We start from the raw sequence: 23,603 nt of genomic DNA on the forward strand, positions 1-23,603 counted from the left end.
GATCTTTTCTCTCAACATGAGAGGGCCGCGGACCCGTATTCACATCCAAAATATTTCGTCACAGAGGCGTAAAGAACAGGTCACGCGCCAGCGTCAGGGTGCCCACTCGAAGCACTACGCCCCCCTTCGAGAGGACCCTTATGAAGAGCAGTCCGCGCCTTGGAGCACTCGCCACGCTCGCCTTGACCTTCGCGACCGCCTGCGGCGGCATCGAACGGCCCGAGGGCTGGGGCGAAGAGTCGCACGGGAAGGATGCCCCCCCCGCCTATGACGTCGTCTTCGCCCAGGGAAAGGTGAACCGGATCGACCTCGTCATCACGCCGGAGGACTGGCAGACGATGCAGGACGACATGACCGCCATGCTGGGTGAGTTTGGCACCGGTGGTGGCATGCCTGGTGGCGGTGGTGGTGGTGGCGTTCCCGGCGGCGGCGGCCTTCCCCCCGAGCTCACGGAGGCCTGCAAGGAGAAGGCGGAGGGAGAGGCCTGCACCGCCACCATCAACGGCACCACCTTCACCAGCACCTGCGCCAAATCGCCGGATGGCGCCCAGCTCCTGTGCCGGCCCCCAGGAGGGCCCGGCGGTGGTGGCGGCGGCGCTCCAGGCGGCGGCGGTGGCGCTCCAGGGGGTGGCGGTGGCGGGGACATCATCCCCAACACGCCGGTGTACGTGCCCTCCACGGTGCACTTCAACGGCAAGACCTGGAACTACGTAGGCGTGCGCATGAAGGGCAACTCCTCGCTGTCGCAGACGTGGCGCAGCGGCGTGGGCAAGCTGCCGCTGCGGCTCAACTTCGACGAGTTCGAGGACGAGCACCCGGAGATCGACGACCAGCGCTTCTACGGCTTCGACAAGCTGTCGCTCGGCAACGGCGCGGCCGACACGTCGCTGATGCGCGACAAGCTGGCCACGGACATCTTCCGTGAGCTCGGCGTGCCCGCCGGACACACCTCCTTCGTCGCCCTGTACGTGGACCACGGCAATGGGCCCCAATACTTCGGCCTCTACACGCTCAACGAGGACCCGGATGAGCCGCTGCTCGACAGGAGCTTCGACGGTCACAAGGGAGCGCTCTACGAGGCGGATGGCGTAGGGGCCCGGTGGCAGGCCTTCGACCAGGAGTCCTTCGACATCCAGTCGAACGAGGAGCAGGGCTGGACGCCGGTGGAGGAGGCCATCGCCGCGCTCAACTCGGACCGCACCGACGCGGCGGCCTGGCGTGCGCGCCTGGAGGCGAAGCTGAACGTGGATGGCTTCCTCAAGTGGCTCGCCGTCAACACGGTGCTCCAGAACTGGGACGCCTACGGCGCCATGCCGCACAACTACTACCTCTATGCCAACCCGAACGAGGGCGGGCGCCTGCACTGGATTACCTGGGACCACGACCGGGCCATGGGTGACGGCATGGGGCGGTCGTCGTCGCTGACGCAGAACACCGTGGATGCGACCTGGCCACTCATCCGCTTCCTGATGGATGACCCCACCTACGCGGAGACCTACAAGCAGTACGCGCTGGAGGCGGCGCGGGGACCGCTGGCCCCGGACGCGCTGCAGGCCCGCATGCGCGAGGCGCACGAGCTCATCGCCCCATACGTGGTGGGCGAGAACGCGGAGCAGGCGGGCTACACCTTCATCAGCAACGCCCAGGCCTTCGAGGACTCGCTCAGTGGCACCAACGGCCTGCTGAACTTCGCGGCGAAGCGTCAGACCGAGGTCGAAGCCGCTTTCGGAACGAGCCCATGAACGCCCCGGCCCGGATGAGCCCGCCCCCCATGTCGGCCCCCGCGCCCGAGCTGGACCATGAGCGGCGCTTCCAGCCCTCGCGCGAGGCTCTGGAGACGTTTCTCCGGGACACCCGGCAATGGACAACCCCTTGCGTGTACGACACCGGTCTTCCCATCTCCTTCACACGGACGACCTACTTCGACACCGAGCGGTTGGACTTCCTGGGCTCGTGCCGGGCCGGGCGCCCCCAACGCCTGCGGCTGAGGGAGTACGCGGGAACGGTGAACCTCTCCTGCCCTCCCATGCTGACGGGAATGCGCTTCCTCGAGATGAAGACGAGCTCCGGGCAGCGGCGGACGAAGATCCGCGCCTCGCTCTCCGCGGACGAGGCGGGGGCGCTGCTCACGGGGGCGCCCCTTCCCAAGGAGAGCGCCGCGGCCACGCTCCTGCGGCAGGCGGCCCCCGCTCCGGTGAAGCCCTGGGTGACGGCCTGGTACCGCCGCCACACGTACGCCACCGAGGACGCCAGCGTCCGCATCACCGTGGACGAGGAGCTGCTCTTCGCACTCCCGCCCGAGCGGAGCGCGATGAATGAGCCGGCCACCCCTTCCCGGCTGCTTCACCGCGCCCCCGCCTCGCTGCTGGAGGTGAAGTGGCGGGGCAGCTCCCCTCCCTGGCTGGAGTGGTTGCTCTGGACGCTGGAGCCCTTCGAGACCCGCGGCTCGAAGTTCGAACAAGGCATGCGCGCACGTCTCGCCAGCACGCCTTCCACGCAGTGACTCTCGAGGAAATCCAAGCCGTGCACAGCCCTCGCATTCTCACCACCGGCCGGACTCGCGCCGCCGGATGGATTCCCCTTGCCGCGCTCCTGCTCGTGTCCTCTGCCTACGCGCAGGACGATGCGCCCCCCGCGGTCCCGGAAGCCTCCGAGGCCCCCAAGACCCCAGAGGTCCCCCAGAATCCATCCGCTCCCACTCCGCCCGCCAGCGAGTCCGAGGGAAGCCTGAAGCTGCCCTCGGCGTTCGGCACGGTGGAGGTGGGGGGCCGCTTCTCCATCCGCGAAGCGGTGGACGCGAAGGGCGCGGAGGCCTGGGCCGGCAAGCTCTCCATTCCCGCCGCGCGCATCGAGGTCACCTACTCCTGGAAGAAGCTCTTGAAGGCCGTGGTCGAGTACGACTTCGGCGATGGCCTGGATGGCCTGAAGGACGCCTATGCCTGGCTCGACATCGCCGGAGGCTTCTCCGTCCGGGCCGGCCAGTTCAAGGTGCCCCTGTCGCTCGTGGAGTTGGAGTCCACGACGAAGCTCCCGCTCGTGCGCCGGGGCCTGCTGCGCGATGTGCTGAATGACGGGCTGGGGCTCACCGGCCGCCGCCTGGGCGCCCAACTCGAGTGGAAGTGCATGGGCTGCGAGCGGACTCTCAAGCTGCGTGCGGGCGTGTGGCAATTGGGCGCGGACGAGGATGTGGCCCTTCAGAACGGGCTGGGACTCGTGCCGGGCTTCCGGGGAACATGGGCGGTGTTGGACTCGTTGGAGCTGGGTGCTTCCGCCCTGGGCACCTCGTCTCAATGGACGGCCGGGCTCGACGCGAGGCACGCGCTGCCCATCGGCCCGACCGAGCTGCGCACCTGGGCCGAGGTGCTGGTGGGACGCACCACCCAGCTCGTGGGAAGCGACGGGCCGCTGCTCATGGCCCGGGCGCTGACGGCCTGGCGCATCGGCGGGGTCAAGAAGGGCGCGCTGTACGTGGAGCCCTTCGTGATGCTCTCGGCGCTCGACACGAATCTCCAGCTCCAAAACGACCGGCTCTGGGAGCTGGGAGGTGGACTCAACTTCGGACAGAGGAATCGCTGGCGGTTTCAGGCCCATGTGGAGAGCCGTCGGGCCGAGGCCTCCGTGCCCGCCGCGGTCCAGTCCCTCGACAAGAGCCTGACCGAACGGCGGGCGGTGATGTTGCAGATGGAGGTGAGCTTCTGATGTTGATTGTCTTCGAAGGAATCGATGGCTCCGGCAAGACGACGCTGTCCAACCGCGTGGCGCGCGAGCTGCGCCGGGCGGGGCTGCGCGTGCGTCACGTCCGCGAGGACGGCAAGCTGGCCTCCCCCGTGTCCGAGGGCCTGCGGCTCTTCACCAAGAACCCGCGCAACCTCGCGCTCACCCCCATGGCCGAGCTGCTGCTCTACGCCGCTCGCGAGACGCAGCTCCTGGAAGAGGTGACGCGCCCCGCTCTCGCCGAGTACGAGATCGTCATCGCGGACCGCTTCCTCTACACCGCGGAAGTGCTCGCCCGCTGGGGACGAGGGCTCCCGGAGCACGAGGTGCGGCCCGTCCTGGACGCCTGCGCCCGGGGTCTGCAACCGGACCGCGTCTTCCTCATCGACGTGGACCCGGCGATTGCTCGCGCCCGCCGCCGCATCTCCAAGCTGCTGGCGCCGCCCCAGGGCACCTCTTCCCGAAAGGGGCTGGCGGGAGTCGGGATGCAGGCACGGCTGCGAGCGGGCTACCGGTCCCTCGCGGCGGAGTCTCCCGAGCGCTGGAGCCTCATCGAGAACGCGGACGTTCCGCTCGACACGCTGGTAACCCTGCTGGTGCAGGAGGTACAGCGGCTCGTGAAGGGCGAGGCCCCCGACGCCGCGCCCGTGCGCGCCCGCCCGGTGTCGCCCATCCGCTCGCTGGCCGAAGCCCGAGTGCGGTTCCTCTCGCGGCTGGATGGCTGGATGAAAGAGGAGCCACAGCTCGCCGCGTGGTTCCTGGCGGGCCTGGAGGGACCGGACATCGAGCAGCGCCGGAAGCTGCTGGCCGGGCAGTGCCCCGCGCTGATTGCCCACGGGCTGACCGGGCTCACGGACGCGAGTGCGTGGGACCTGCGGAGACAGCTGGAGGAGGCGGCGCCGGTGCAGGTGCTTGGCTCGCTGAAGGACCTGGCCGCGGAAGACCCAGAGGCCTGGGCACTCCGGGAGCGCTGGGAGACGCGCAAGCAGGAGGCCATCGCGGACTCCCTCGAAGGGCTCGACGCGGAGAGGGCCTGGACGCTGCGCGAGCGCATCTACTTCTCCGCCGCGGAGCAGGTGGTCGGCTCGCTGGCGGGGCTCGGCGGTGAGCGGGCCTGGGAGGAGCGGGGCCGCTGGCTCTCGGACATGGGAGGAGAGGCGGCGCTCGGCCTGGAGCGGGTGGCGCGTATCGCCTGCCGCTCCATCCGTGGAGTCGATGACGAGCGGGCCTGGGAATGGCGCGAGCGCGCCTGGGAGGCGGCACCGGATGCAGTGCTGCGATCCCTGGACAGGCTCGACAGCGAACGCGCCTGGGAGCTGCGCGAGCGGCACGTGGCCCGCGCGCCCCGGGCGGTGCTGGGTACCATGGAGGGCCTGGATGTCCCTCGTGCCTGGGCCCTGCGCGAGTCCTTCGGAGTGCAGTGCGAGGAGGTCCTGGACTCGTTCGTGGGCATGGAGGGAGCCACGGCGTGGAAGCTGCGCCTGGCACTGGCGGACACCTGGCCCGCGGCCACGGTGAAGAACCTCGGGCCCCTGGCCTTCACTCCGCGGGGGAGGTCGCTCATCGAGCGGCTGCTGGAGAGCCACCCCCATGACTTCGCCCTGCTGCGCCAGGCCGTCCGCGCCACGCAGGACCCCACCACCCAGGAGCTTCGCGATGCCTCCGCCTGATGCCCTGACGCAAGCGTCCTCCGTCAGCCCCCATATCCTGCCCACCCTCGAGGCCCTGCTGCGCTTCAGCCTCGCCCTGCTGCTCGGCTCGGTCCTGGCCTACCGGCCCTGGCGCCGGTGGATGCCCAATGTTCCGGCCCCCGTCCTCTCCACCACCCATACCCAGCTCCTCATCGCCGTGGCCGGCGCGGTGATGACGACCGTCATCGGCGACAGCATGTCGCGCGCCTTCGGCCTGGTGGGCCTGGGCGGCTTCATCCGCTTTCGCTCGGGCATCAAGGACCCGCGCGATGCGGCCGTCATGTTCGTGCTGATCGGCGTGGGCATGGCGTGTGGACTGGGCGCCTTCCAGATCGCCGTGGTGGCGACATTCTTCCTCGGCGCCGTGCTGCTCGTCCTGGACACGACGGCCCGGAACGACACGCAATGGGTGAAGCTGTCCCTGGACCTGGAAGACGTGAGTGCGGCGCTACCGCCGCTCCGGGCGCTGCACCCGGGCGCGCGCGTCGTCACCCTGGAACAAGCGCCCGCGACACTGGGAGGCACGGCGGTCGTGGAGATCGCCATGCCCCAGCGGATGGATGGCTTCGAGCTGCTTCAAGCCGTACGCGGCGCGCTGCCGGGAGTCCGGAGCGCGTCCATCGATCCGGGTTGAGCATCCACCCCAACACCACACCCTCAGGAGGTTCGTATGCTCGAGAAGCTGATGCCCAGGTCCGACGAGTTCTTCGACGACTTCGACGCCCAGTGTGCCGTGACCGTAGAGGGTGCCCGGATATTGCACACGCTACTGAGCGACTACCGGGACGTGGCCAACCGGGTCCAGGCGCTCAAGGAGGTGGAGCACAAGGGCGACTCCGTGACGTCCGTGGCCTTCAAGCGCCTGCACCAGCAGTTCATCACCCCGTTCGATCGGACGCAGATCCACTCCCTGCTGTCGCGCATCGACGACGTGCTGGACTTCACCAACGCGGCGGCCGCCCGGCTCCACTACTACGAAATCCAGAGCAGCCTGCCGGAGGCCACCGAGCTGGCGCGAGTGCTGGTGTTGTGCACGGAGAAGATCCGTGAGGTGGTGGCGATGCTGCGGCTCATCAAGCAGCCGGAGCAGATTCTCGCCGGTTGCAGGGCCATCAAGCAGCTGGAGCGCCAGGCGGACGAGCTGCTGCGCGCCGGAAAGGGCAAGCTCTTCAAGAGCGGCGTGGACCACCTCACCATCATCAAGTGGAAGGAGATCTACGACCTCATCGAGACCGCCACCAACAAGTGCCTCGAGGTCGCCAACGTCATCGAGGGAGTGGTCCTGGAGCACTCGTGATGCTGCTCACCGCCGTCGTCCTCATCGTCGCGGTCGCGCTGCTCTTCGACTTCATCAACGGCTTCCACGACGCGGCCAACTCCATCGCCACGGTGGTGTCCACGCGGGTGCTGTCGCCGAACCTGGCCGTGGCCTGGGCCGCCTTCTTCAACTTCGTGGCGGCGTTTGGCGGCGGAGTGCAGGTGGCCAACACGATGGGCAAGGGCATCATCGACTTCGAGCTGCTGCGGGCCCAGGGCTCCACCGGGGTGCTGCTGGTCATCTTCTCCGCCCTCATGGGCGCCATCGTGTGGAACCTGCTGACGTGGTGGTGGGGGCTGCCCTCCTCCTCGTCCCACGCGCTGGCCGGGGGGATGGTGGGAGCCACGCTGCCGGTGCTGGGCTTCCAGGGCCTGGTGGGCGCGGGGATCGCGAAGATCATCGTCTTCATCGTGCTCTCGCCGGTGCTCGGAGTGCTGCTCGGCGTGACGATGATGACGGTGAGCACCTGGGTGATGCACCGGCAGTCCCCCCTGAAGGTGGACACGTGGTTCCGGCGGCTGCAGCTCGTCTCGTCCGCCATCTTCTCCTACAGCCACGGGGCCAATGACGCCCAGAAGGTCATGGGCATCATCGCGGTGGTGCTCTTCGGCACCATCTGGAAGGACCGCGAGTTCCAGATCGAGCGGTGGATGATCCTCTCCTGCCACGCGGCCATCGCCCTGGGCACCTTCTTCGGCGGCTGGCGCATCGTGAAGACGATGGGCCACAGCCTCACGAAGCTGGCGCCCATCGGAGGCTTCGCCGCGGAAACAGGTGGCGGCGTCACCATCATCGCCCTGGCGAAGCTGGGGATTCCCGTCTCCACCACGCACACCATCACCGGTGCCATCGTCGGCGTGGGCTCCACCCGGGGCTGGCGGGCGGTGAAGTGGGGAGTGGCCGGCCGCATCCTCTGGGCCTGGGTGTTCACCCTCCCGGCCGCGGCCCTGATGGCCTCGCTCGTCTACGGGCTCGCCCGGCTGGCGGTGCTCGCGGTGCGGTGACCCCGCCCATCGAACCCTTGGGGGCGCGGGGGCCAGCCACAGGTTGCCGGCGGCGGGCTCACTTCTTCCCGGGCAATCGCAACCAGACACCCCGGAAGCGCTTCTTCGCCGCATCCGGGAGCCGCTTGCACTCGACGCCGTCCACCAGGCTGCTCCCGTCATCGCTGAGGACGAGGATCTCCTCCTTGTCCTCGAACGTGACAAAGGCCTCGGGGTTGAGGCCGGTGAAGTCGGCGCCCTCCACCGCCTTGGGCTCTCCGGCCCCCCCATCCCACGTGAACAGGCGCGAGCCTCCGTGACCGGTGATGGGGCCTCCGATGAAGAGGTACTGACCCCGCCACCAGGAGATGGCTCGAATCCCCAGCCCACCCAGGTCGAGCAACCGTGCGGGCCCCAGACGCGCCTTCTTTCCCTGCGGCAGCTCCGTGGGGTTCAAGAGCACGACGGTGAGGGCCTTGCCCTGGGGCAGCGGATTGCGGAAGCCGATCAGGATGGACTTCCCGTCCTTCATCGCCGTCATGCCTTCGATGTTGAGGCCCCCCTCCTCCTTCGGGGCGCGCGTGGCAGCCGAGGCGAGGCCAAACGCCTCGAGCTGAGGGGCCGCGAGCAGGTCATCGAGCAGCCGGGTGTAGGGCTTTCCATCAAGCTGGGTCGTCCCATCCGGCAGGGTACGGGTTGCGAAGAAGCGGAAGCGGTTGGCGTCCACCTTTCCGGAGCTCTTGCGCCCATGGGAGGTCAGCCAGAAGGAGAGCGGGGGTATCTCGGTCGCGGCCTCGATGTCCGTCTCGGGAGCGCGCTTCTTTCCCGCGGGAAGCTCCAGCGCCGCGGACAGGTCGAAGGTCCTGACCGGGCCACCTCCTGTCTTGCCATCGTAGACGCGGATGACATTGTCCTCGTCGTCGGCGACGGTGAACATCCACTGGCCCTGCACCACGGCTCCTGACGCATCACACGCGCCCGCGAAGGTCACGGTCTTCATGGCCGGAGCCGGAGGCGCCTGCATGTTCTGGGGAGCGGGGACTGCCGGCTGCTTCGCTGGCGATGACCCCAGGACGGCGGTCATGACAAATACAGTCTTGAACATGCCGCGAATCATAAGCAGCCAGGCCAGGGCCCGCGCCTGCTGTGTCCGCTCAGAAATATTTCGTCATCCCCGCGAAGCGCGCGGTTAATAACCGGTAGGCATCTTCCAGAATGCGACCCGGGAGCAAGCATCCAGCCGTAGCTATTCCCCCTCCAAGTGCTCCCGGGTCGTATCTTCTATCGCTGAGCCCCTCGGGGCGGAAGGCACAGCGGGAGGAGAGACACTCGCATGGATACGACGACACACCCCGCCACGGACGAAGGAACCATCCAGGTATTGCTGGTCGAGGACGATGAGCGACTGGCCCGGCTCACCAGCCGTTACCTCCAGGAGCACGGCATCCTCGTCACCGTCGCTCGCACCGGCCCCGAGGGACTGGCGGAGGCGAGCCGCCATGCCTACGACGTCCTCCTGTTGGATCTCATGCTCCCCGGGCGCGATGGCATGGAGGTATGCCGCGAGCTGCGCACGCGCAGTGATGTCCCCATCATCATGGTCACGGCCCGTGGCGAAGAAGCTGACCGGGTGCTCGGCCTGGAGTCAGGCGCGGACGACTATCTCGCCAAGCCCTACTCCTCACGCGAGCTACTCGCGCGCATCCGCGCCCAGGTGCGCCGGGCTCGCGGGCGCGCCGGTCCGTCCTCCCAGCCCATCCAGGCGGGCAAGCTGTCGCTGGACCCCCGCAGCCTCAGTGCCACGCTCGATGGCAAGGTGCTGCCGTTGACCTCGTACGAGTTCGGACTGCTGCGCGTCCTGGCCGAACGCGCTGGGCGGGTGCTCAGCCGCGAGCAGCTCCTGGACCTGGTGAAGGGCAACGCGGACGAGGTGTTCGACCGCTCCGTGGACGTGCACATCTTCCGCATCCGCCAGAAGATCGAAGAGGACCCGCGCAACCCGAAGCTGCTCAAGACGGTGCGCGGCGCGGGCTACCTGCTCGCCACCGGTGACGACTCATGAGCACCCGGCGTTCCCGGCTCCTCCCTGGCCGCCTGCTGCTGCGCATCTATCTGGTGGGGCTCGCGCAGCTGCTGCTCATCGCCTTCGCGTTCAACCTGGCCCGCAAGTATGCCGAGGAAGGGAACCGGCCGCGGTTCTCCGAGCGGGCCGCGTCCTACGCCGTCTCCAGCTGGGCCCTGTTCCTGGACCAGCCCGAGAAGTTGCAGGAGGTGGTGGACGAGGCGGGCCAGCAGCTCCGGATGCAGGTGACGATACGCACTGCCGATGGCCAGCTCCTCGCCTCCAATGTCTCATCCCCCCGCCCTCCCCTGTCCGCCGAGGAGCTGCGCCGGCTCGAACAGGAGCGCATGCTGAGCAACCCCGAGCCGCCCCACCTCGTGCGGGTGGCCATCCCGAAGACGGGCACGATGCGGGCCTATGCGACAATCGACCTGCCCAAGCCTCCTGGGCCTCCGCCCGACCTCGGGATCATGCTCGCCGTGGTGCTCGGGTGCACGGCCATCACCTCCATCGTCTTCGCCCGTTCCCTGGCCGTGCCCCTCCAGAAGCTGGCAGAGGCGGCTCGAGCCTTCGGCGCGGGCACGCTGAACGCACGCACGGGCGTGCGCCGACGCGATGAGCTGGGACAAGTGGCCGAGGCCTTCGACGAGATGGCCGAGCGCATCACCCACCTGCTGCGTTCCCAGAAGGAGCTGCTCGCCAACGTCTCGCACGAGCTGCGCACCCCGCTCTCTCGCATCCGCGTGGCGCTGGATCTGGCCAACGAGGGGGACGCCACCCTGGCGCGCGAGTCCCTGGCGGACATCGCCGAGGACTTGAACGAGCTGGAGCGGCTGGTGTCGGACGTGCTCACCGCGGCCCGGTTGGACCTCGCCACGGAGCAGACCCCTGGCGCCACCCCACCGCTGCGACGGGAGCTCGTGGAGGCCCAGACGTTGGTGGACAAGGCCGCCGCGCGCTTCCGCTCCACCCACCCGGTGCACCGGCTGGAGGTGCGCGTGGACGGGGGGACGCTGCCCGTGCTGGAGGCGGACCCGGTGCTGTTGCGGCGCGCGCTCGACAACCTGCTCGACAACGCGGGCAAGTACTCCGAACCCCAGACGACGGTCCGGCTGCTCGCCCGTCCGCTGGAGCATGGCCTTCAGGTGGAGGTGCGCGACGAGGGCATCGGCATCGACCCGAATGACCTACCCCATCTCTTCACCCCGTTCTTCCGCAGCGACCGCAGCCGCGCCCGAAAGACGGGCGGCGTAGGACTGGGGCTCGCGCTGGCACGCCGCATCATCGTCGCCCACGGGGGCACGCTCACGCTGGAGAGCCAGCCCGACCAGGGAACCACGATCCGTATCACGCTCCCCGCCGCGCCGGAGGCAGGGCAGCCACTGACTGGCACGTAGGACTCGCCTCTATCGGGGGATGGTACCGTGGGCATTCACATGCCGCCGGCACGAATGCCTGGACTCCGACCGCTCCGCTTGTCCCTCGTGATGCTGCTCCTCCTCGCTGGGTGCACCATCAACCACTATCTACCCCGTCACTTCGACTTCGTGACGGTTGTGGAAAAGACCGAGCCAGGAGCGGGCGGCTGGCGTGCCGCCTGCCTCCACGTGCCCGTCATCAACTCGCAAGGCCTGAGTACATTTGTTTGCAGATTTGGTGTCGAGATGCCCATCGAAACCGAAGCGGAAGGGTACATATCCGAGACGCTGGCACAGCGCATCGCCGCCGACTGCGCCACCGAGGCAGGGAGAATCGTGCTCAGAGCCCCCTCCTCTCCGAGTCCCGGCCTTGTCTGCGAGCAATTCAAGAAGAAGTTCAACGAAATCCTGGGCCGCGCAGTGAAAGGTTCGCGTGTAATGACAGAGTGTCACGAGAGAACAACCCCCACGACCATCACCCTCAACCTGTAACCTCATGCCCCTTTCAGCAGAAGACCTGCTTTCCGTCGTCCGGAACTACTTCCGTCCGGACAAGGACTTCAACTACAGGCTGGAGAGCAGTCCCGAGCATGAGCGGTTCTCGAAGCGATGGGAGCAGGCTCTCGAGCGGATGGACCAATGGCGGGCGTTGTTACGCGACATCGGAAGAGCGCTACCTGACTTCGACATCGGTAACATCACAGCCACATGTGATTCCTGCTTTCGCTGCGCCACGTATCCGAAAAATATCATCAGGCCAATATCGAGTAGCTCGGCTGTCGTCGGCTGTCTCAGTATTCTGGCGCCTGTCTACACGGTGTACGGCGTACAAACCACCTACAGGTACACCGACAAGGGCCGGGAGTGGACCGACAAGGTCTTCCTCTATTCGCTCCCAGCCGAGATGCAGGCTCGCGCCTCCATCATTGCCCGGGGAATCGAGGCGGCCTTCGGGGCAGAGGCGCTTCCTCGAGAGATCGCCGAGACTCGAATCCCGCTCATCGTGGAGCCGCAGGAGCCGCCCGACACGACCCTGTTTCACGCCCTGTTCATCAGTGAGCCGGAAAAGGTCCCCTGACGAGAGAGGCATGGCTCGACGGCCCTGACGCAGGGCAGGCGGCCGGGTTGACGGACGCGGCCCGTCATATTCCGTAATAGAGGCGAGATTCACCGAAACATCGCGGCGCCTAGATCTGGGCCCATGAGGTCAACGACCGAGTTGCCGCGAAACGAGGAGCTGTCTGTCACCACCCGGCCCACGCCCGTGCCGAACGAGCCGGCCCGGAGCACCCGCCTGCCCAGGCGTTGGGGACTGTGGTTGCTGGGAGTCGCGGTGGTGGTGGCCGCGGGCGTGTGGCTCCTCCAGCCAAAGGCGAAGGACCCGGCGGCCAGCTTCGAGACGACGGCGGTGCAGCGGCGTGATGTCGAGTCGCGCGTGACGGCGACCGGCACGGTGTCCGCCCTGGTGACAGTGCAGGTGGGCAGCCAGGTGTCCGGCCGCATCCAGGAGATCCTCGTCGACTACAACTCGCCGGTGAAGAAGGGCCAGGTGATTGCCCGCATCGACCCGCAGCTGCTGCAGGCCGCGGTGGAGCGGGCCCGGGCCAACCTCATCGCCGCGAGGGCCAACGTGCAGAAGGCTCGCGTGGAGGCGGACAACTCCCGCCGCCAGGCCGAGCGCTCCAAGTCGCTGCGCGACCAGCAGTTCATCTCCCAGGCGGAGTTGGACACCGCCGAGGCCTCTGCCCAGACAGCCCAGGCCCAGGTGACCTCGTCCGAGGCCTCGCTGGCGCAAGCCCAGGCAGCGCTCAACGAGGCGGAGGTGAACCTGCGCTACGCCACCATCGTGTCGCCCACCGACGGCATCGTCATCTCGCGCAGCGTGGACGTGGGCCAGACGGTGGCGGCCTCGCTGCAGGCGCCCACCCTGTTCACCATCGCCGAGGACCTGCGCAAGATGCAGGTGGACACCAGCGTGGCCGAGTCCGACGTGGGCCGGCTGCAGGACGGCATGCGCGCCACCTTCACCGTGGATGCCTGGCCGGGCGTGACCTTCGAGGGCGTCATCCGGCAGATCCGCAACGCGGCCCAGACGGTGCAAAACGTCGTCACCTATGACGCCGTCATCGACGTGGCCAACCCGGAGCTGAAGCTCAAGCCAGGCATGACGGCCAACGTCACCTTCATCACCGCGCGCAGCGAGAACGTGGTGACCGTGCCCAACGCGGCGCTGCGCTTCCGGCCCCCGGAGCCCACCGAGGGAACGACGCGGCAGGACCCCGGCGTGGGCGGCGCGGGCGCTCAGGGCGGCGCGGGAGCCCAGGGCGGAGCGAGAGGATTCGAGAAGCCCGCGCCCGGCACCAAGACAGTGTTCGTCCTCCGAGACGGGCGGCCCCGGCCCGTGCGTGTGAAGCCCGGTGTAACGGACGGCTCGTACACGGAGGTGGAAGGCGAGCTGAACGAAGGCGATCAGATCATCACCGCCCTGGCCACGGGTGCGCAGGGAGCACAGCCCTCGCAGGGCGCGAGCGCCGGCCAGCGGCCGGGCGGCGGTGGCGGCAGGGCCGGTGGCGGATTCCGTACCCCGGGGCCCTTCTAGGTAGGCGTGAGGCGCGACATGAACGGTCAGCTACAGCAGATGCCGCTCATCGCACTGCGGGGCGTGAGCAAGATTTACCAGACGGGAGACGTGGAGGTGGCGGCCCTGCGGGGTGTGGACTTCAACGTGGAGCCGGGCGAGTTCGTGGCCATCATGGGCTCGAGCGGCTCGGGGAAGTCCACGCTGATGAATATCCTCGGCTGCCTGGACCGGCCCACCTCGGGCCAGTACTTCCTGGATGGCCAGGATGTGTCGCGTCTGGACCGCAACGGCCTGGCCATCGTGCGCAACCGCACCCTCGGCTTCGTCTTCCAGAGCTTCAACCTGCTGGCGCGCACCAGCGCCCTGGAGAACGTGGAGCTGCCCATGCTCTACGCCGGAATACCCCCGCGCGAGCGCAAGCGGCGGGCCCGTGAGGCGCTCGAGCGGGTGGGCCTGGGCGCGCGCCTGGACCACCACCCGCGCCAGCTCTCCGGTGGCCAGCAGCAGCGCGTGGCCATCGCCCGGGCGCTGGTAAGCCAGCCCCGCGTCATCCTCGCCGACGAGCCCACGGGCAACCTGGACTCGCGCACCAGCATCGAGGTGATGGCGCTCTTCCAGGAGCTGCGTCACGAGGGAATCACTCTCGTGCTGGTGACGCACGAGCCGGACATCGCCAGCCATGCCGGACGCGTGGTGGTGGTGAAGGACGGGCGCATCATCTCGGACAAGCGTCAGCAGCCGGTGCCCGCGGAAGTACCACTCGAGGAGGCCGTGTCATGAACGTGCTCGAGACGATGTCACTGGCGGTGCGCTCGCTGCTGCGCAGCAAGATGCGCTCCTTCCTCACCGCGCTGGGCATCATCATCGGCGTGGGAGCCGTCATCGCCATGGTGGCCATTGGAGATGGGGCTCGGGCCAGCGTCCAGAAGGTATTCGACTCGATGGGCACCAACATGCTCATCGTCATGTCCGGCTCCACCAACTCGGGCGGCGCGCGGGGAGGCTTTGGCAGCCAGCCCACCCTCACCTGGGACGACCTGGAGGCCATCCGCACCCAGTTGCCGAGCGTGCGCGCCGCCGCCCCGGAGATGCGCACCAACACCCAGGTGTTCTCCGAGGACCAGAACTGGACGACGAGCGTGACGGGCACCACGCCCGACTACTTCGACGTGCGCGGCTGGACCATCGCCACGGGCCAGCGCTTCACCGAGGCGGACGTGGAGGCGGGAGCCAAGGTGGCCGTCATTGGCCAGACGGTGGTGGAGAAGCTCTATGGCACGGGCTTCGACCCGGTGGGCCAGGTCATCCGCATCAAGAAGACGCCCTTCACCATCATCGGCATGACAGCGCGCAAGGGACAGTCCCCCATGGGGCAGGACTACGACGACAGCATCCTCGTCCCCGCCACCACCTTCCAGCGCCAGCTCCAGTCGCAGAGCCTGGGCAAGTACATCACCGGCGTCCTCAACGTGCAGGCGGATGCCACCGCCGGCACCGCGAAGGCCCGGCAGGACGTCTCCACGCTGCTGCGCGAGCGACACCGACTGGGTGAGGACACCCCCGACGACTTCGACGTGAGGGACCTGTCCGAGCTGGCCAACAGCCGCCAGCAGAGCACCGAGACGCTCAGCCTGCTGCTGGCCTCCATCGCCGCCGTGTCCCTGGTGGTGGGCGGCATCGGCATCATGAACATCATGCTGGTGAGCGTCACCGAGCGCACCCGGGAGATTGGCGTGCGCGTGGCGGTGGGCGCGAGGCCCCGGGACATCCTCGCCCAGTTCCTCATCGAGGCGCTGACGCTGGCACTGCTCGGAGGGCTCATCGGCGCGGCTGCGGGGCTGGGCGTGGCCCGGTTCCTCGCTACCCAGTTCCAATGGCCCCTGTTGATCCGCCCGGATGTCATCTTCATCGCGCTCGGCTTCAGCGCGCTCGTGGGCGTGGGCTTCGGCCTCTACCCCGCGCGCAAGGCGAGCCAGCTCGATCCCATCGACGCCTTGAGGTACGAGTGATGCGAACCCTTCTGCCCCTGCTCACCCTGCTGCTCGCCGCCAGTCCCGCGTGGGCCCAGCAGCGCGTGCTCACCCTGGACGAGGCCCTGCGCACCGCCGCCGAGCGGCAGCCGCAAATCCGCCAGGCCCAGGCCAGCACCTCCGCGGCGAATGCCCGGGTGGACCAGAACTTCGCCTCGTTCCTGCCCCAGGTGAGCGCCAACCTCACCTACCAGCGCTCCGTGTCCGCGGGCGGGACCGTGAACACGACCACCCCCTCTGGCTTCATCAGCCGCGAGGGCTTCAACGCAGGCGCCTCCGTCAACCAGCTCATCTGGGACTTCGGCCGCACCACGGGCCGGTGGCGCTCCTCCCAGCAGTCCGCCCAGGCCCAGCGGGAGACGGAGAACCAGACGTTGGTGGACGTGCTGGCCAACGTGCAGACCGCCTACTTCAACGTCCTGGCGCAGCAGGCGCTGGTGCAGGTGGCGCAGGAGACGCTGGCGAACGAGCAGGCGCGCCTGGGGCAGGTCAACGCCCAGGTGCAGGTGGGCACCCGCCCGGAGATTGACTTGCTGCAGCAACGCACCGCGGTGGCCAACGCCCAGGTGCAGCTCATCCAAGCGAAGAACAACGCCGCCACCAGCAAGGCGCAGCTCAACCAGGCCATGGGCCTGGAGGGCCCCACCCACTACACCGTCCAGGAGGTGGAGGTGAGCCCGGTGGAGGGAGAGGCCCAGACAGTGGACGCGCTGGTGGACGTCGCGCTCCAGGACCGGCCGGAACTGGCCGCGAGTGAGCACCAGTTGCGCGCCCAGGAGCTACAGCTCTCCGCCACGCGCGGCGGGTACTGGCCGAGGCTCTCTGCCTCGGTGTCTGGCTCGCAGGCGGGCGTGGACCCAACGAAGCTCCAGTGGGGGGTGAACGGGCAGGTGGGGCTGAGCTGGCCGCTGTTCGAGGGCGGCATCACCCGGGCCCAGGTGCGCGAGCAGCAGGCCAACCTCACGGGACTCCAGGCCCAACGTGACGCGCTGCGCCAGCAGGTGCGGCTCGAAGTCGAGCGCGCGCAGCTCGCCGTGAACGCCGCGCGTGAGAGCGTGTCCGCCACCGAGGAGGCGCTGACCAATGCTCGCGAGCGGCTGCGCCTGGCCGAGGGCCGCTACCGCGCGGGCGTGGGCAACATCATCGAGCTGTCCGACGCGCAGCTCTCCTCCACCAACGCAGCCGTCCAGCGCGTGCAGGCCACCTACAACCTGGCCACCGCGCGCACGGAGCTGGCTCGCGCACTCGGGCGACAGCCTGGCCCCACCGGGTGAACACTCATCCGGTTTTGAGGGTCTGTCTGTATTAAACGGGAATTCTTGGTGGTAGGCTTTACGCTCGCCCTCCTGGCAGACGGGCGGGCGTAACACCCCCACACAGGAAGTCCCCCCATGCACATCCGTACGGCAGTCCTCGCGGCGACGGCCACCGCCGCCCTCCTCGTGGCCCCGGAGGCCTCGGCCACCAACTACACGCTGTGGATTCACGGCAAGAACGGCGGCGGTACCCAGCGCGGCAACTACGCCGACTTCGCCAACTGGGGCCCGACCTCAGCTGCGGCCGGAGTGAACAAGAAGGCCGTGAACTGGGACGGCCGGCAGAAGATCTCCGTGGAGAACTTCCGCATCCGTGACGCGCTGGACTGCTTCTGCACCGGCACCAACTGGTGCTACGTCGCCGTGCACAGCGCGGGCGACCTGCAGATTGGCTACGCGCTGTCCCTGTACGGTGGCTCCACGCGCAACATCAAGAACGCCACCCCCAACTCCTCGGGCGTGTGCGGCGACGCGGGCGGCACCCAGGTGGGCTGGAACATCAAGTGGGTGAACGTGGCCTCGGGCGCTGGCGGCGGCAGCGAGCTGGCCGACTACGGTGAGTGGGCGACGGGTGATGCCATCGTGGGGGACCTGATGACCTCCACGGCGCGCGCCATGTACAACCACAACACCACGCGCTCCGTCTGGTTCTACATGTTCGCCGGCGCCAAGGGCACGGCCTACTCCGGCATCCTCGATGGCCAGGATGACGAGGCCGTGGCCTACCACTCCACCGGTGGTGTCTCCGCCAAGGGAGGCTTCTGCAACCCCGGTGACTGGTTCTGCGACGGCACCCTGAACACGGGCACCGCGGCCACCAGCAACGGCAAGGCCAAGTGGAGCTACCACACCGTGTCGTTCCGCGACGACAGCGAGGCCCACAATCACTACCAGAACGGCAACTGGGAGAACATCGTCGGCGTGGTCCGCGCCGACGTGGCCACGTACGCGAAGTAGGCCGGCCTGAAGCTCAGGCCACCTCGCGCCGCTCACCGGTCCCCGCGGCACCGTCCGCGGGGGCCTTGGGGGCCGGCTCGGTGAGGTGCTCGCGGAACGTCTCGGCGGAGAGGTAGACAGAGACGAGGGTGACGAGCGCCAGGCCCACCATGTAGAGCGACACGGGCCAGGCCTTGCCCCCGAAGCGCGCCAGCAGGAAGGTGGCGGTGAGGGGCGACAAGCCGCCGGCGAACACGGAGGCGAGCTGGTAGCCCAGCGACGCGCCGCTGTAGCGCACGCGCGTGCCAAAGAGCTCGGAGAAGAAGCTGGCCTGGGGCCCGTACATGGCAGCGTGGGCGATGATGCCCAGCGAGATGGCCAGCACGATGAGGGCCATGGACTTGGTCTCGATGAGCCAGAAGAAGGGGAAGGCCAGCAGGGCACAGCCCACCGCGCCGCCAAGGTAGACGGGACGGCGCCCCACCACATCCGAGAGGGCTCCGAAGGCGGGGATGGCCACCAGGTGGATGACGGTGGCCATGAGCACGCCATTGAGCATGGTGGCCTTGTCCAGCTTGAGCTGCTCGGTGCCGTAGGTAAGGACGAAGGTAGTAACGATGTAGAAGAAGCCGTTCTCCGCGAAGCGCGCCCCCATGGCGAGGAGGATCTGCCGGGGATAGGTGCGCAGCACCTCGAGGATGGGAAGCTTCGCTCCGGCGCTCTCGGCCTTGGGCGCCTGGTGAGCAGCCTGTTGCGCACGGAAGGCGGGAGACTCGGCGACGCTGACGCGGATGAAGACGCCGATGCCAATGAGCACCGCACTGAAGAGGAAGGGCACGCGCCAGCCCCACGAGACGAACTGCTCCTCAGGCAGCCGGGAGAAGAGGGAGAACACGGCGTTCGCCACCAGCAGGCCCGCGGGCGCCCCCATCTGCGGCCAGCTCCCGTAGAAGCCACGCCGATTCGCGGGGGCGTGCTCCACGGCCATCAGCACCGCGCCGCCCCACTCGCCGCCCAGGCCGAAGCCCTGGAGGATGCGCAGCAGCACCAGCAGGATGGGCGCCCCCACGCCGATAGTTTCGTAGGTGGGCAGCAGGCCGATGGCGAACGTGGCCAGGCCCATGATCATCAGCGTGGCGCTCAGCATGGACTTGCGCCCGAGCTTGTCGCCGAAGTGGCCAAAGATGATGCCGCCGAGCGGCCGCGCCACGAAGCCCACCGCGAAGGTGGCGAACGCGGCCAGTGTCCCCATCAACGGATCAAACGAGGGGAAGAAGAGGCGGTTGAAGATGAGCGCCGCCGCCGTCCCGTACAGGAAGAAGTCGTACCACTCCACGGCCGTGCCGATGAAGCTCGCGGCGGCCACCTTCCAGATGTTCGTGTGCTGGGCCTGCTCGGGCGCCTGGGAGGCGTCGGGTACCGTCACGGTGTTTCCCCTGTCATGAAGTGGTACGGGTGCTTCAGCTCAACTCAACGGGCCGTCCAGCCGCAGTCCATCACCTGAGCGGCCCCGGTGATGCCGCCCGCGGCCTCCGAGCACAGGAAGGCCACGTACGCGGCCACCTCACTCGGCTCCAGCAGGCGCTTCACCGCCGCGGGGGCCAGCATGATGCGTTCGATGACCTCCGTCTCGGAGAGGCCATTCACACGGGCCTGGTCGGCGATCTGCTTCTCCACCAGCGGCGTGCGCACGTAAGCGGGGCAGATGGCGTTGACCGTCACGCCCTTGTCCGCGGCCTCCAGCGCCACCGTCTTCGTCAGCCCCATCAGCCCGTGCTTGGCGGAGACGTAGGCGGACTTGTACGGCGAGGCCACCAGTCCGTGCAGCGAGGAGACGTTGATGATGCGTCCCCACTTGCGCGCGTACATCAGCGGCAGGGCGTACTTCGTCAGCACGAAGGGCCCCACCAGCATGATGCGAAGCATCAGCTCCCAACGCTCCTCCGGGAACTCCTCCACCGGAGACACGTGCTGAATCCCCGCGTTGTTCACCAGGATGTCGAGCCGGTCCCACTCCTTCTGGGCCCGGTCCACCAGCGCCCGGCACTCCTCGCGCGAGGACACGTCGGCCCGCTGCGCGATGGCGCCCGGAATCCCCGCGGCCACCACGCGCGCGCCGGCCTCGTCCAGGTCCGACACCAGCACCCGGGCCCCACGCGCGCCCAGATCCTCGGCCACCGCCCGGCCAATACCACTCGCCGCGCCCGTGACGAGCGCGGTCCTCCCAGTCAGCTCTCCCATGTTCGCACCTTTCACAGAGCCAGCCGCAGCGTGAGGAAAGCCGACAGGTCGCGTTCCTTCAGCTCGGGCTTGCCTTCGATCTCCCGCTCGAAGGTGGCCACGCGAGCCCCCAGCGCCACTTGATCGAACATCCACCAGGTCGCTCCCACGTTGAGGTACGTGGTCTCCGTGGCGAGCACGGGCTCGCTGGCGGGAGTGCTGCCGGTGGGCGGGATGAAGGAGGGCGTGCGATCCGACACGCGCGCGAAGTTGAAGCCCACGCCCGAGCGGCCGAAGAGGAAGATGTCCAAGCCGCCGGTGAGGGTGAGCGCGTCGAAGGGCGTTTCCAGAAGCTGGTTGCCGTAGCCCGACGCCGAGTTGAGGACGTCGTTCTCCACGCGCGACACATTGAAGAAGGGCACCACGTCGAAGGGCAGCGACGGCACCATGCCCTTGAGCTTGAGCTTCACGTTGCCGCGCAGGTTGTAGCCCTCGAGCGCCGGGTCCAGCTTCGAGTTGGCCTGGTAGTTGATGCTGAAGACCTGGACCATGGCCTTGGCCTCGAACCAGGGGTGCTCATAGGAGAGCGAGGGGCTGATGACGCGGAAGTGGATGTCGTCGTCAGGCTGGCCGTTGCGGAAGTTGCCCAAGGGCCGCTCCCAGAAGCGGCTGTTGCCGCCGAAGGAGCCGCCCACCATGAAGGATGCCGAGGAGCTCAGCGGGTTGGCCTCGGTGTAGCTCAGGCCAGCGGTGAGCCCCCAGCGCGAGTAGCGCGCCTGCACGCCCTGGCCGCGGTTGAACCCGCTATAGAGGAGTGGGTCGCGCGTGTACTTGTCCGCCAGGAGCACGTCGCCCATGTGCGCGGAGAAGTAGTCCACGCTGGAGGGGTCCAGGATGATACCAGCCTCCACCGTGGCGCCCCAGCGCTGCAGGCGCAGCAGCTGGTCGCGCACCGACATGGACGCCGTGCCCTCCCAGATGCCCGAGCCGTGGCTGCGGATGTTGCGCTCGAACTCGCTGCGGAAGGTGACGTAGGGACCCAGCCGGCCCTCGGCGCCGAAGCGCGCGATGGCCACCGTGGTGATGCGGCTCTCCCGCTCCGGGTTGGGGTTGACCAGCAGGTTCTCCGACTGGAGACCGCCCGCGATGGAGAGCACCGGGCTGATGAAGTACGTGTCGTTGCCCAGGGCGAAGATGGGCCGGGTGGCGGGCGTGGGCGCGCCCAGCACCAGCGCCTCGGGGTCCTGCTTGGCTTCGACATCCGGCTTCGCGGGAGCCTCCGGGGTGAGGGCGGGAGCGGCCGGGGGCGCGGCCGCCTCGACAGGGGAATCGGAGGGCGCCGGAGCGGGGGTCTCGGAGGTCTGCGCCCGGGCCGGGGCCGACACCAGGGCGGACGCCAGCGTGCACACGAGCGCCACGCGGGACGCGGCGGAGAAGGACGGATTCATGAGGGGGAGACTCGCTTGGGCTGCACTCCAGAGGGGAGACCGCCGCCCGCGCAGCAGCCACTGCCACGGGCGGCGGAAGAAGACTGCCAGGGACCGCGGCTACTGCGCCAGATACTCCATGGTGAGCTTCAACCCAGCCTCGGAGCGAAGAGAGCCGAAGTGGTTGGCGATGAAGCCCTTGTTGAAGTAGCCGCTGGTGTCGTAGTCGTTGAGCGACGTCAGCTTGTTCACCACGCAGCCCGGCATCTCGATGCGCGAGGCCAACTCGGACACGTACAGATCCTGGTAGTTGGAGCCCTGGGCGATGTCCGTCATGGTGATGGTGTAGTACTTCACCACGTTGCCGCCGCACTGGCCCGTCTTGCCAAAGGCGTAGTCACCGTCCGCGCACGGGGTGGCGAACAGGTCGCGAGGACCGTTGAGCGGCTTGTGGAAGTACGTCTGCTGGTAGTTGGAGCGGCTGCCCATCTCGCAGACGATGGTGCCGCGCATCGTCTTGTTGTTGCCGCTACACAGCAGGTAGGGCGAGTCGTAGGTGGACACGCCGTGGTTGGCGCCCGAGCCGAGGATGACGTGGCTGAGCTGCGGGAAGGGATTCACGGACCCGGCCGCGCCGTCCGCGTGCTCCACGTACATGCGGCGGATGGCGTCACGCACCACCGTCACGCCCAGCGAGTGCCCGATGAGAGCCACCTTGCGGCTGGGGTTGTTCTTCATCACCGCCTTGACGAGCGACTCGAGGATGGGCGTGGACCAGCCATGGTCGATATTGCCGGCCGCGTTGTACTTGGTGCTGTCGGTGGTGGGGTCCACGGTGGCCACCAGGTCCGTGCGGAAGTCCACCGCGATGACGCGGTAGCGCTCGGAGATCAGCTTCTCGGCCAGCTGCACCCGCTGCGCGGTGTCCGGATTGAACTGGACCTTCTCGAGCGAGGAGTTGATCTGCGAGCCCGCCGGCATGAGGAACTTCTCCCAGGTGTGCGGCCGGGTGGAGTTGCCGTGCACGAGGATGACGATGGGCTTGGTGGTGTCCTCGTTGGTCTGCGTGTACTCCTTGGCGGCGCAGGGATAGCCGTCGATGTCGGCCACGTCCCCGTCGATGTGGTCGGTGGCGACGTTGGGGCCGCCGAAGTCGCTGCGGCCGGTCCACTTGCCATCGTTATTGCCGTCGATGAAGGGCGTGGCACCGGACGCCGTCGAGGTGTTCTTCGTATCGTAGTAGAGGTTCTCGATGGAGCAGCCAGGGTGGTTGCCCAGCGGACGGTACTTGCCGTCGTACTGCTCGTAGGTCTCGGGCGTCTGCCGCGCGGTGAGGCCCGGATCCAACATCTCGGGCGCATCACGGAAGGACCAGTTGGCCACGTTCACACCCGCAGCCGCCAGCTCGTCCTGCCGGGCGGCGATCTGCTTCTTGCAGCTCTCCGCCGTGACTTCATCTCCCTCGCCATTGCCGTCGCCATCGCCGTCCGGCTTGGGCTTCTCGCACGCGAGCAGCGCGCAGGCAGCGAGTCCGGTCGCGGTGAGGCGGAGGGAGAACTTGGACATCCTCATATGTGGCTCCTGTGGGAAGACGAGAGGCGCTGGGGGACTGCATTGGGTCGGGGGGCGCCTGCCGTTGGCCGGCCTTGGGGGCGGCGACGGCATCCTAGCGCAACATGATGCCGGACTCATGTTTGCATGATGCCGGGTTCATGTTCGCGCGGCCGGCGGAGCCTTGACGTCACGCGTCATACTCGGTGGCTCAACCTGACGCCGGGTTCATGTCTTCATGATGCTAGCTTCATATTCGCGCGAGTTTGACATTGCGCGTCATGTCCGACGCGATTCCCTTACACAAGGCTGAATAAGCAGCATTCAGAGGATTATGGTAAGGCATTACCTCCCCT

21 protein-coding genes are annotated in these 23,603 nt (G+C 68.1%); 16 read left to right on the forward strand and 5 right to left on the reverse strand.

Features of this window, described 5'->3' with window-relative positions; all coding sequences use genetic code 11:
* The first annotated feature begins 140 nt into the window (after positions 1-140).
* From OV287_RS45535 to OV287_RS45565, 7 genes are read left to right on the forward strand one after another with little or no spacing between them, the layout of a single operon-like run.
* Positions 141-1,742, forward strand: a complete 1,602-nt coding sequence (locus OV287_RS45535; protein WP_267540326.1) for a CotH kinase family protein — start codon at positions 141-143, stop codon at positions 1,740-1,742.
* Positions 1,739-2,503 carry a VTC domain-containing protein gene (locus OV287_RS45540; protein ID WP_267540327.1) on the forward strand — a complete coding sequence of 255 codons (765 nt, stop codon included), beginning with the start codon at positions 1,739-1,741 and terminating at the stop codon, positions 2,501-2,503. Before OV287_RS45535 ends, OV287_RS45540 begins: the two co-directional genes overlap by 4 nt.
* A gap of 20 nt (positions 2,504-2,523) precedes the next feature.
* Entirely contained in the window at positions 2,524-3,699 is a 1,176-nt protein-coding gene (locus OV287_RS45545; RefSeq protein WP_267540328.1) for a porin, read from the forward strand.
* A complete protein-coding gene (gene tmk, locus OV287_RS45550; protein ID WP_267540329.1) occupies positions 3,699-5,384 on the forward strand; it encodes a dTMP kinase in 1,686 nt (561 codons plus the stop codon). Before OV287_RS45545 ends, tmk begins: the two co-directional genes overlap by 1 nt.
* Positions 5,371-6,039, forward strand: a complete 669-nt coding sequence (locus OV287_RS45555; protein WP_267540330.1) for a DUF4956 domain-containing protein — start codon at positions 5,371-5,373, stop codon at positions 6,037-6,039. Before tmk ends, OV287_RS45555 begins: the two co-directional genes overlap by 14 nt.
* Before the next feature lie 36 nt (positions 6,040-6,075).
* The gene (locus OV287_RS45560) at positions 6,076-6,702 is read left to right on the forward strand and encodes a DUF47 domain-containing protein (protein ID WP_267540331.1); all 627 of its coding nucleotides are present in this window, start codon (positions 6,076-6,078) and stop codon (positions 6,700-6,702) included.
* Positions 6,702-7,727 (forward strand): inorganic phosphate transporter, encoded by a 1,026-nt coding sequence (locus OV287_RS45565; RefSeq protein ID WP_267542553.1) that lies wholly within the window; start codon positions 6,702-6,704, stop codon positions 7,725-7,727. Before OV287_RS45560 ends, OV287_RS45565 begins: the two co-directional genes overlap by 1 nt.
* Positions 7,728-7,785: 58 nt before the next feature.
* On the opposite strand, the gene OV287_RS45570 is transcribed toward OV287_RS45565, so the two are convergent.
* Positions 7,786-8,706: a DUF3616 domain-containing protein gene (locus tag OV287_RS45570; RefSeq protein WP_267540332.1), complete on the reverse strand. Its 921-nt coding sequence runs from the start codon at positions 8,704-8,706 to the stop codon at positions 7,786-7,788.
* Positions 8,707-9,039: 333 nt separating this feature from the next.
* Here OV287_RS45570 and OV287_RS45575 point away from each other — a divergent pair, with 333 nt between their 5' ends.
* The 9 genes from OV287_RS45575 (at position 9,040) to OV287_RS45615 (ending at position 18,070) form a co-directional block, all read left to right on the forward strand.
* Entirely contained in the window at positions 9,040-9,768 is a 729-nt protein-coding gene (locus OV287_RS45575) for a response regulator transcription factor (RefSeq protein ID WP_267540333.1), read from the forward strand.
* Complete coding sequence (locus OV287_RS45580; protein ID WP_267540334.1) at positions 9,765-11,165, forward strand: sensor histidine kinase; 1,401 nt, start codon at positions 9,765-9,767, stop codon at positions 11,163-11,165. The genes OV287_RS45575 and OV287_RS45580 overlap by 4 nt, the downstream gene beginning before the upstream one ends.
* A gap of 87 nt (positions 11,166-11,252) precedes the next feature.
* A complete protein-coding gene (locus tag OV287_RS45585) occupies positions 11,253-11,678 on the forward strand; it encodes a hypothetical protein (protein ID WP_267540335.1) in 426 nt (141 codons plus the stop codon).
* A 4-nt stretch (positions 11,679-11,682) separates the two neighbouring features.
* A complete protein-coding gene (locus OV287_RS45590) occupies positions 11,683-12,264 on the forward strand; it encodes a hypothetical protein (protein WP_267540336.1) in 582 nt (193 codons plus the stop codon).
* Positions 12,265-12,387: 123 nt separating this feature from the next.
* Positions 12,388-13,785, forward strand: a complete 1,398-nt coding sequence (locus tag OV287_RS45595) for an efflux RND transporter periplasmic adaptor subunit (RefSeq protein WP_267540337.1) — start codon at positions 12,388-12,390, stop codon at positions 13,783-13,785.
* Positions 13,786-13,803: 18 nt separating this feature from the next.
* Positions 13,804-14,547, forward strand: coding sequence for an ABC transporter ATP-binding protein (locus OV287_RS45600; protein ID WP_308809793.1), 744 nt, complete (start codon positions 13,804-13,806; stop codon positions 14,545-14,547).
* The gene (locus OV287_RS45605) at positions 14,544-15,776 is read left to right on the forward strand and encodes an ABC transporter permease (protein WP_267540338.1); all 1,233 of its coding nucleotides are present in this window, start codon (positions 14,544-14,546) and stop codon (positions 15,774-15,776) included. The genes OV287_RS45600 and OV287_RS45605 overlap by 4 nt, the downstream gene beginning before the upstream one ends.
* Positions 15,776-17,071, forward strand: a complete 1,296-nt coding sequence (locus OV287_RS45610; protein WP_267540339.1) for a TolC family protein — start codon at positions 15,776-15,778, stop codon at positions 17,069-17,071. Before OV287_RS45605 ends, OV287_RS45610 begins: the two co-directional genes overlap by 1 nt.
* A gap of 117 nt (positions 17,072-17,188) precedes the next feature.
* Entirely contained in the window at positions 17,189-18,070 is an 882-nt protein-coding gene (locus tag OV287_RS45615) for a hypothetical protein (RefSeq protein ID WP_267540340.1), read from the forward strand.
* A gap of 13 nt (positions 18,071-18,083) precedes the next feature.
* On the opposite strand, the gene OV287_RS45620 is transcribed toward OV287_RS45615, so the two are convergent.
* The 4 genes from OV287_RS45620 to OV287_RS45635 form a co-directional block, all read right to left on the reverse strand.
* Entirely contained in the window at positions 18,084-19,475 is a 1,392-nt protein-coding gene (locus tag OV287_RS45620; RefSeq protein ID WP_267540341.1) for an MFS transporter, read from the reverse strand.
* A 44-nt stretch (positions 19,476-19,519) separates the two neighbouring features.
* Positions 19,520-20,290, reverse strand: coding sequence for a 3-hydroxybutyrate dehydrogenase (locus OV287_RS45625; RefSeq protein WP_267540342.1), 771 nt, complete (start codon positions 20,288-20,290; stop codon positions 19,520-19,522).
* An 11-nt stretch (positions 20,291-20,301) separates the two neighbouring features.
* On the reverse strand, positions 20,302-21,717 hold the full coding sequence (locus tag OV287_RS45630; RefSeq protein ID WP_267540343.1) for a hypothetical protein: 1,416 nt from the start codon (positions 21,715-21,717) through the stop codon (positions 20,302-20,304).
* Between the two features lie 99 nt (positions 21,718-21,816).
* The gene (locus tag OV287_RS45635; RefSeq protein ID WP_267540344.1) at positions 21,817-23,262 is read right to left on the reverse strand and encodes an esterase/lipase family protein; all 1,446 of its coding nucleotides are present in this window, start codon (positions 23,260-23,262) and stop codon (positions 21,817-21,819) included.
* Positions 23,263-23,603: the final 341 nt, after the last annotated feature.

Source organism: Archangium lansingense, from assembly GCF_026626635.1.
GTDB classification, from domain to species: domain Bacteria; phylum Myxococcota; class Myxococcia; order Myxococcales; family Myxococcaceae; genus Archangium; species Archangium lansingense.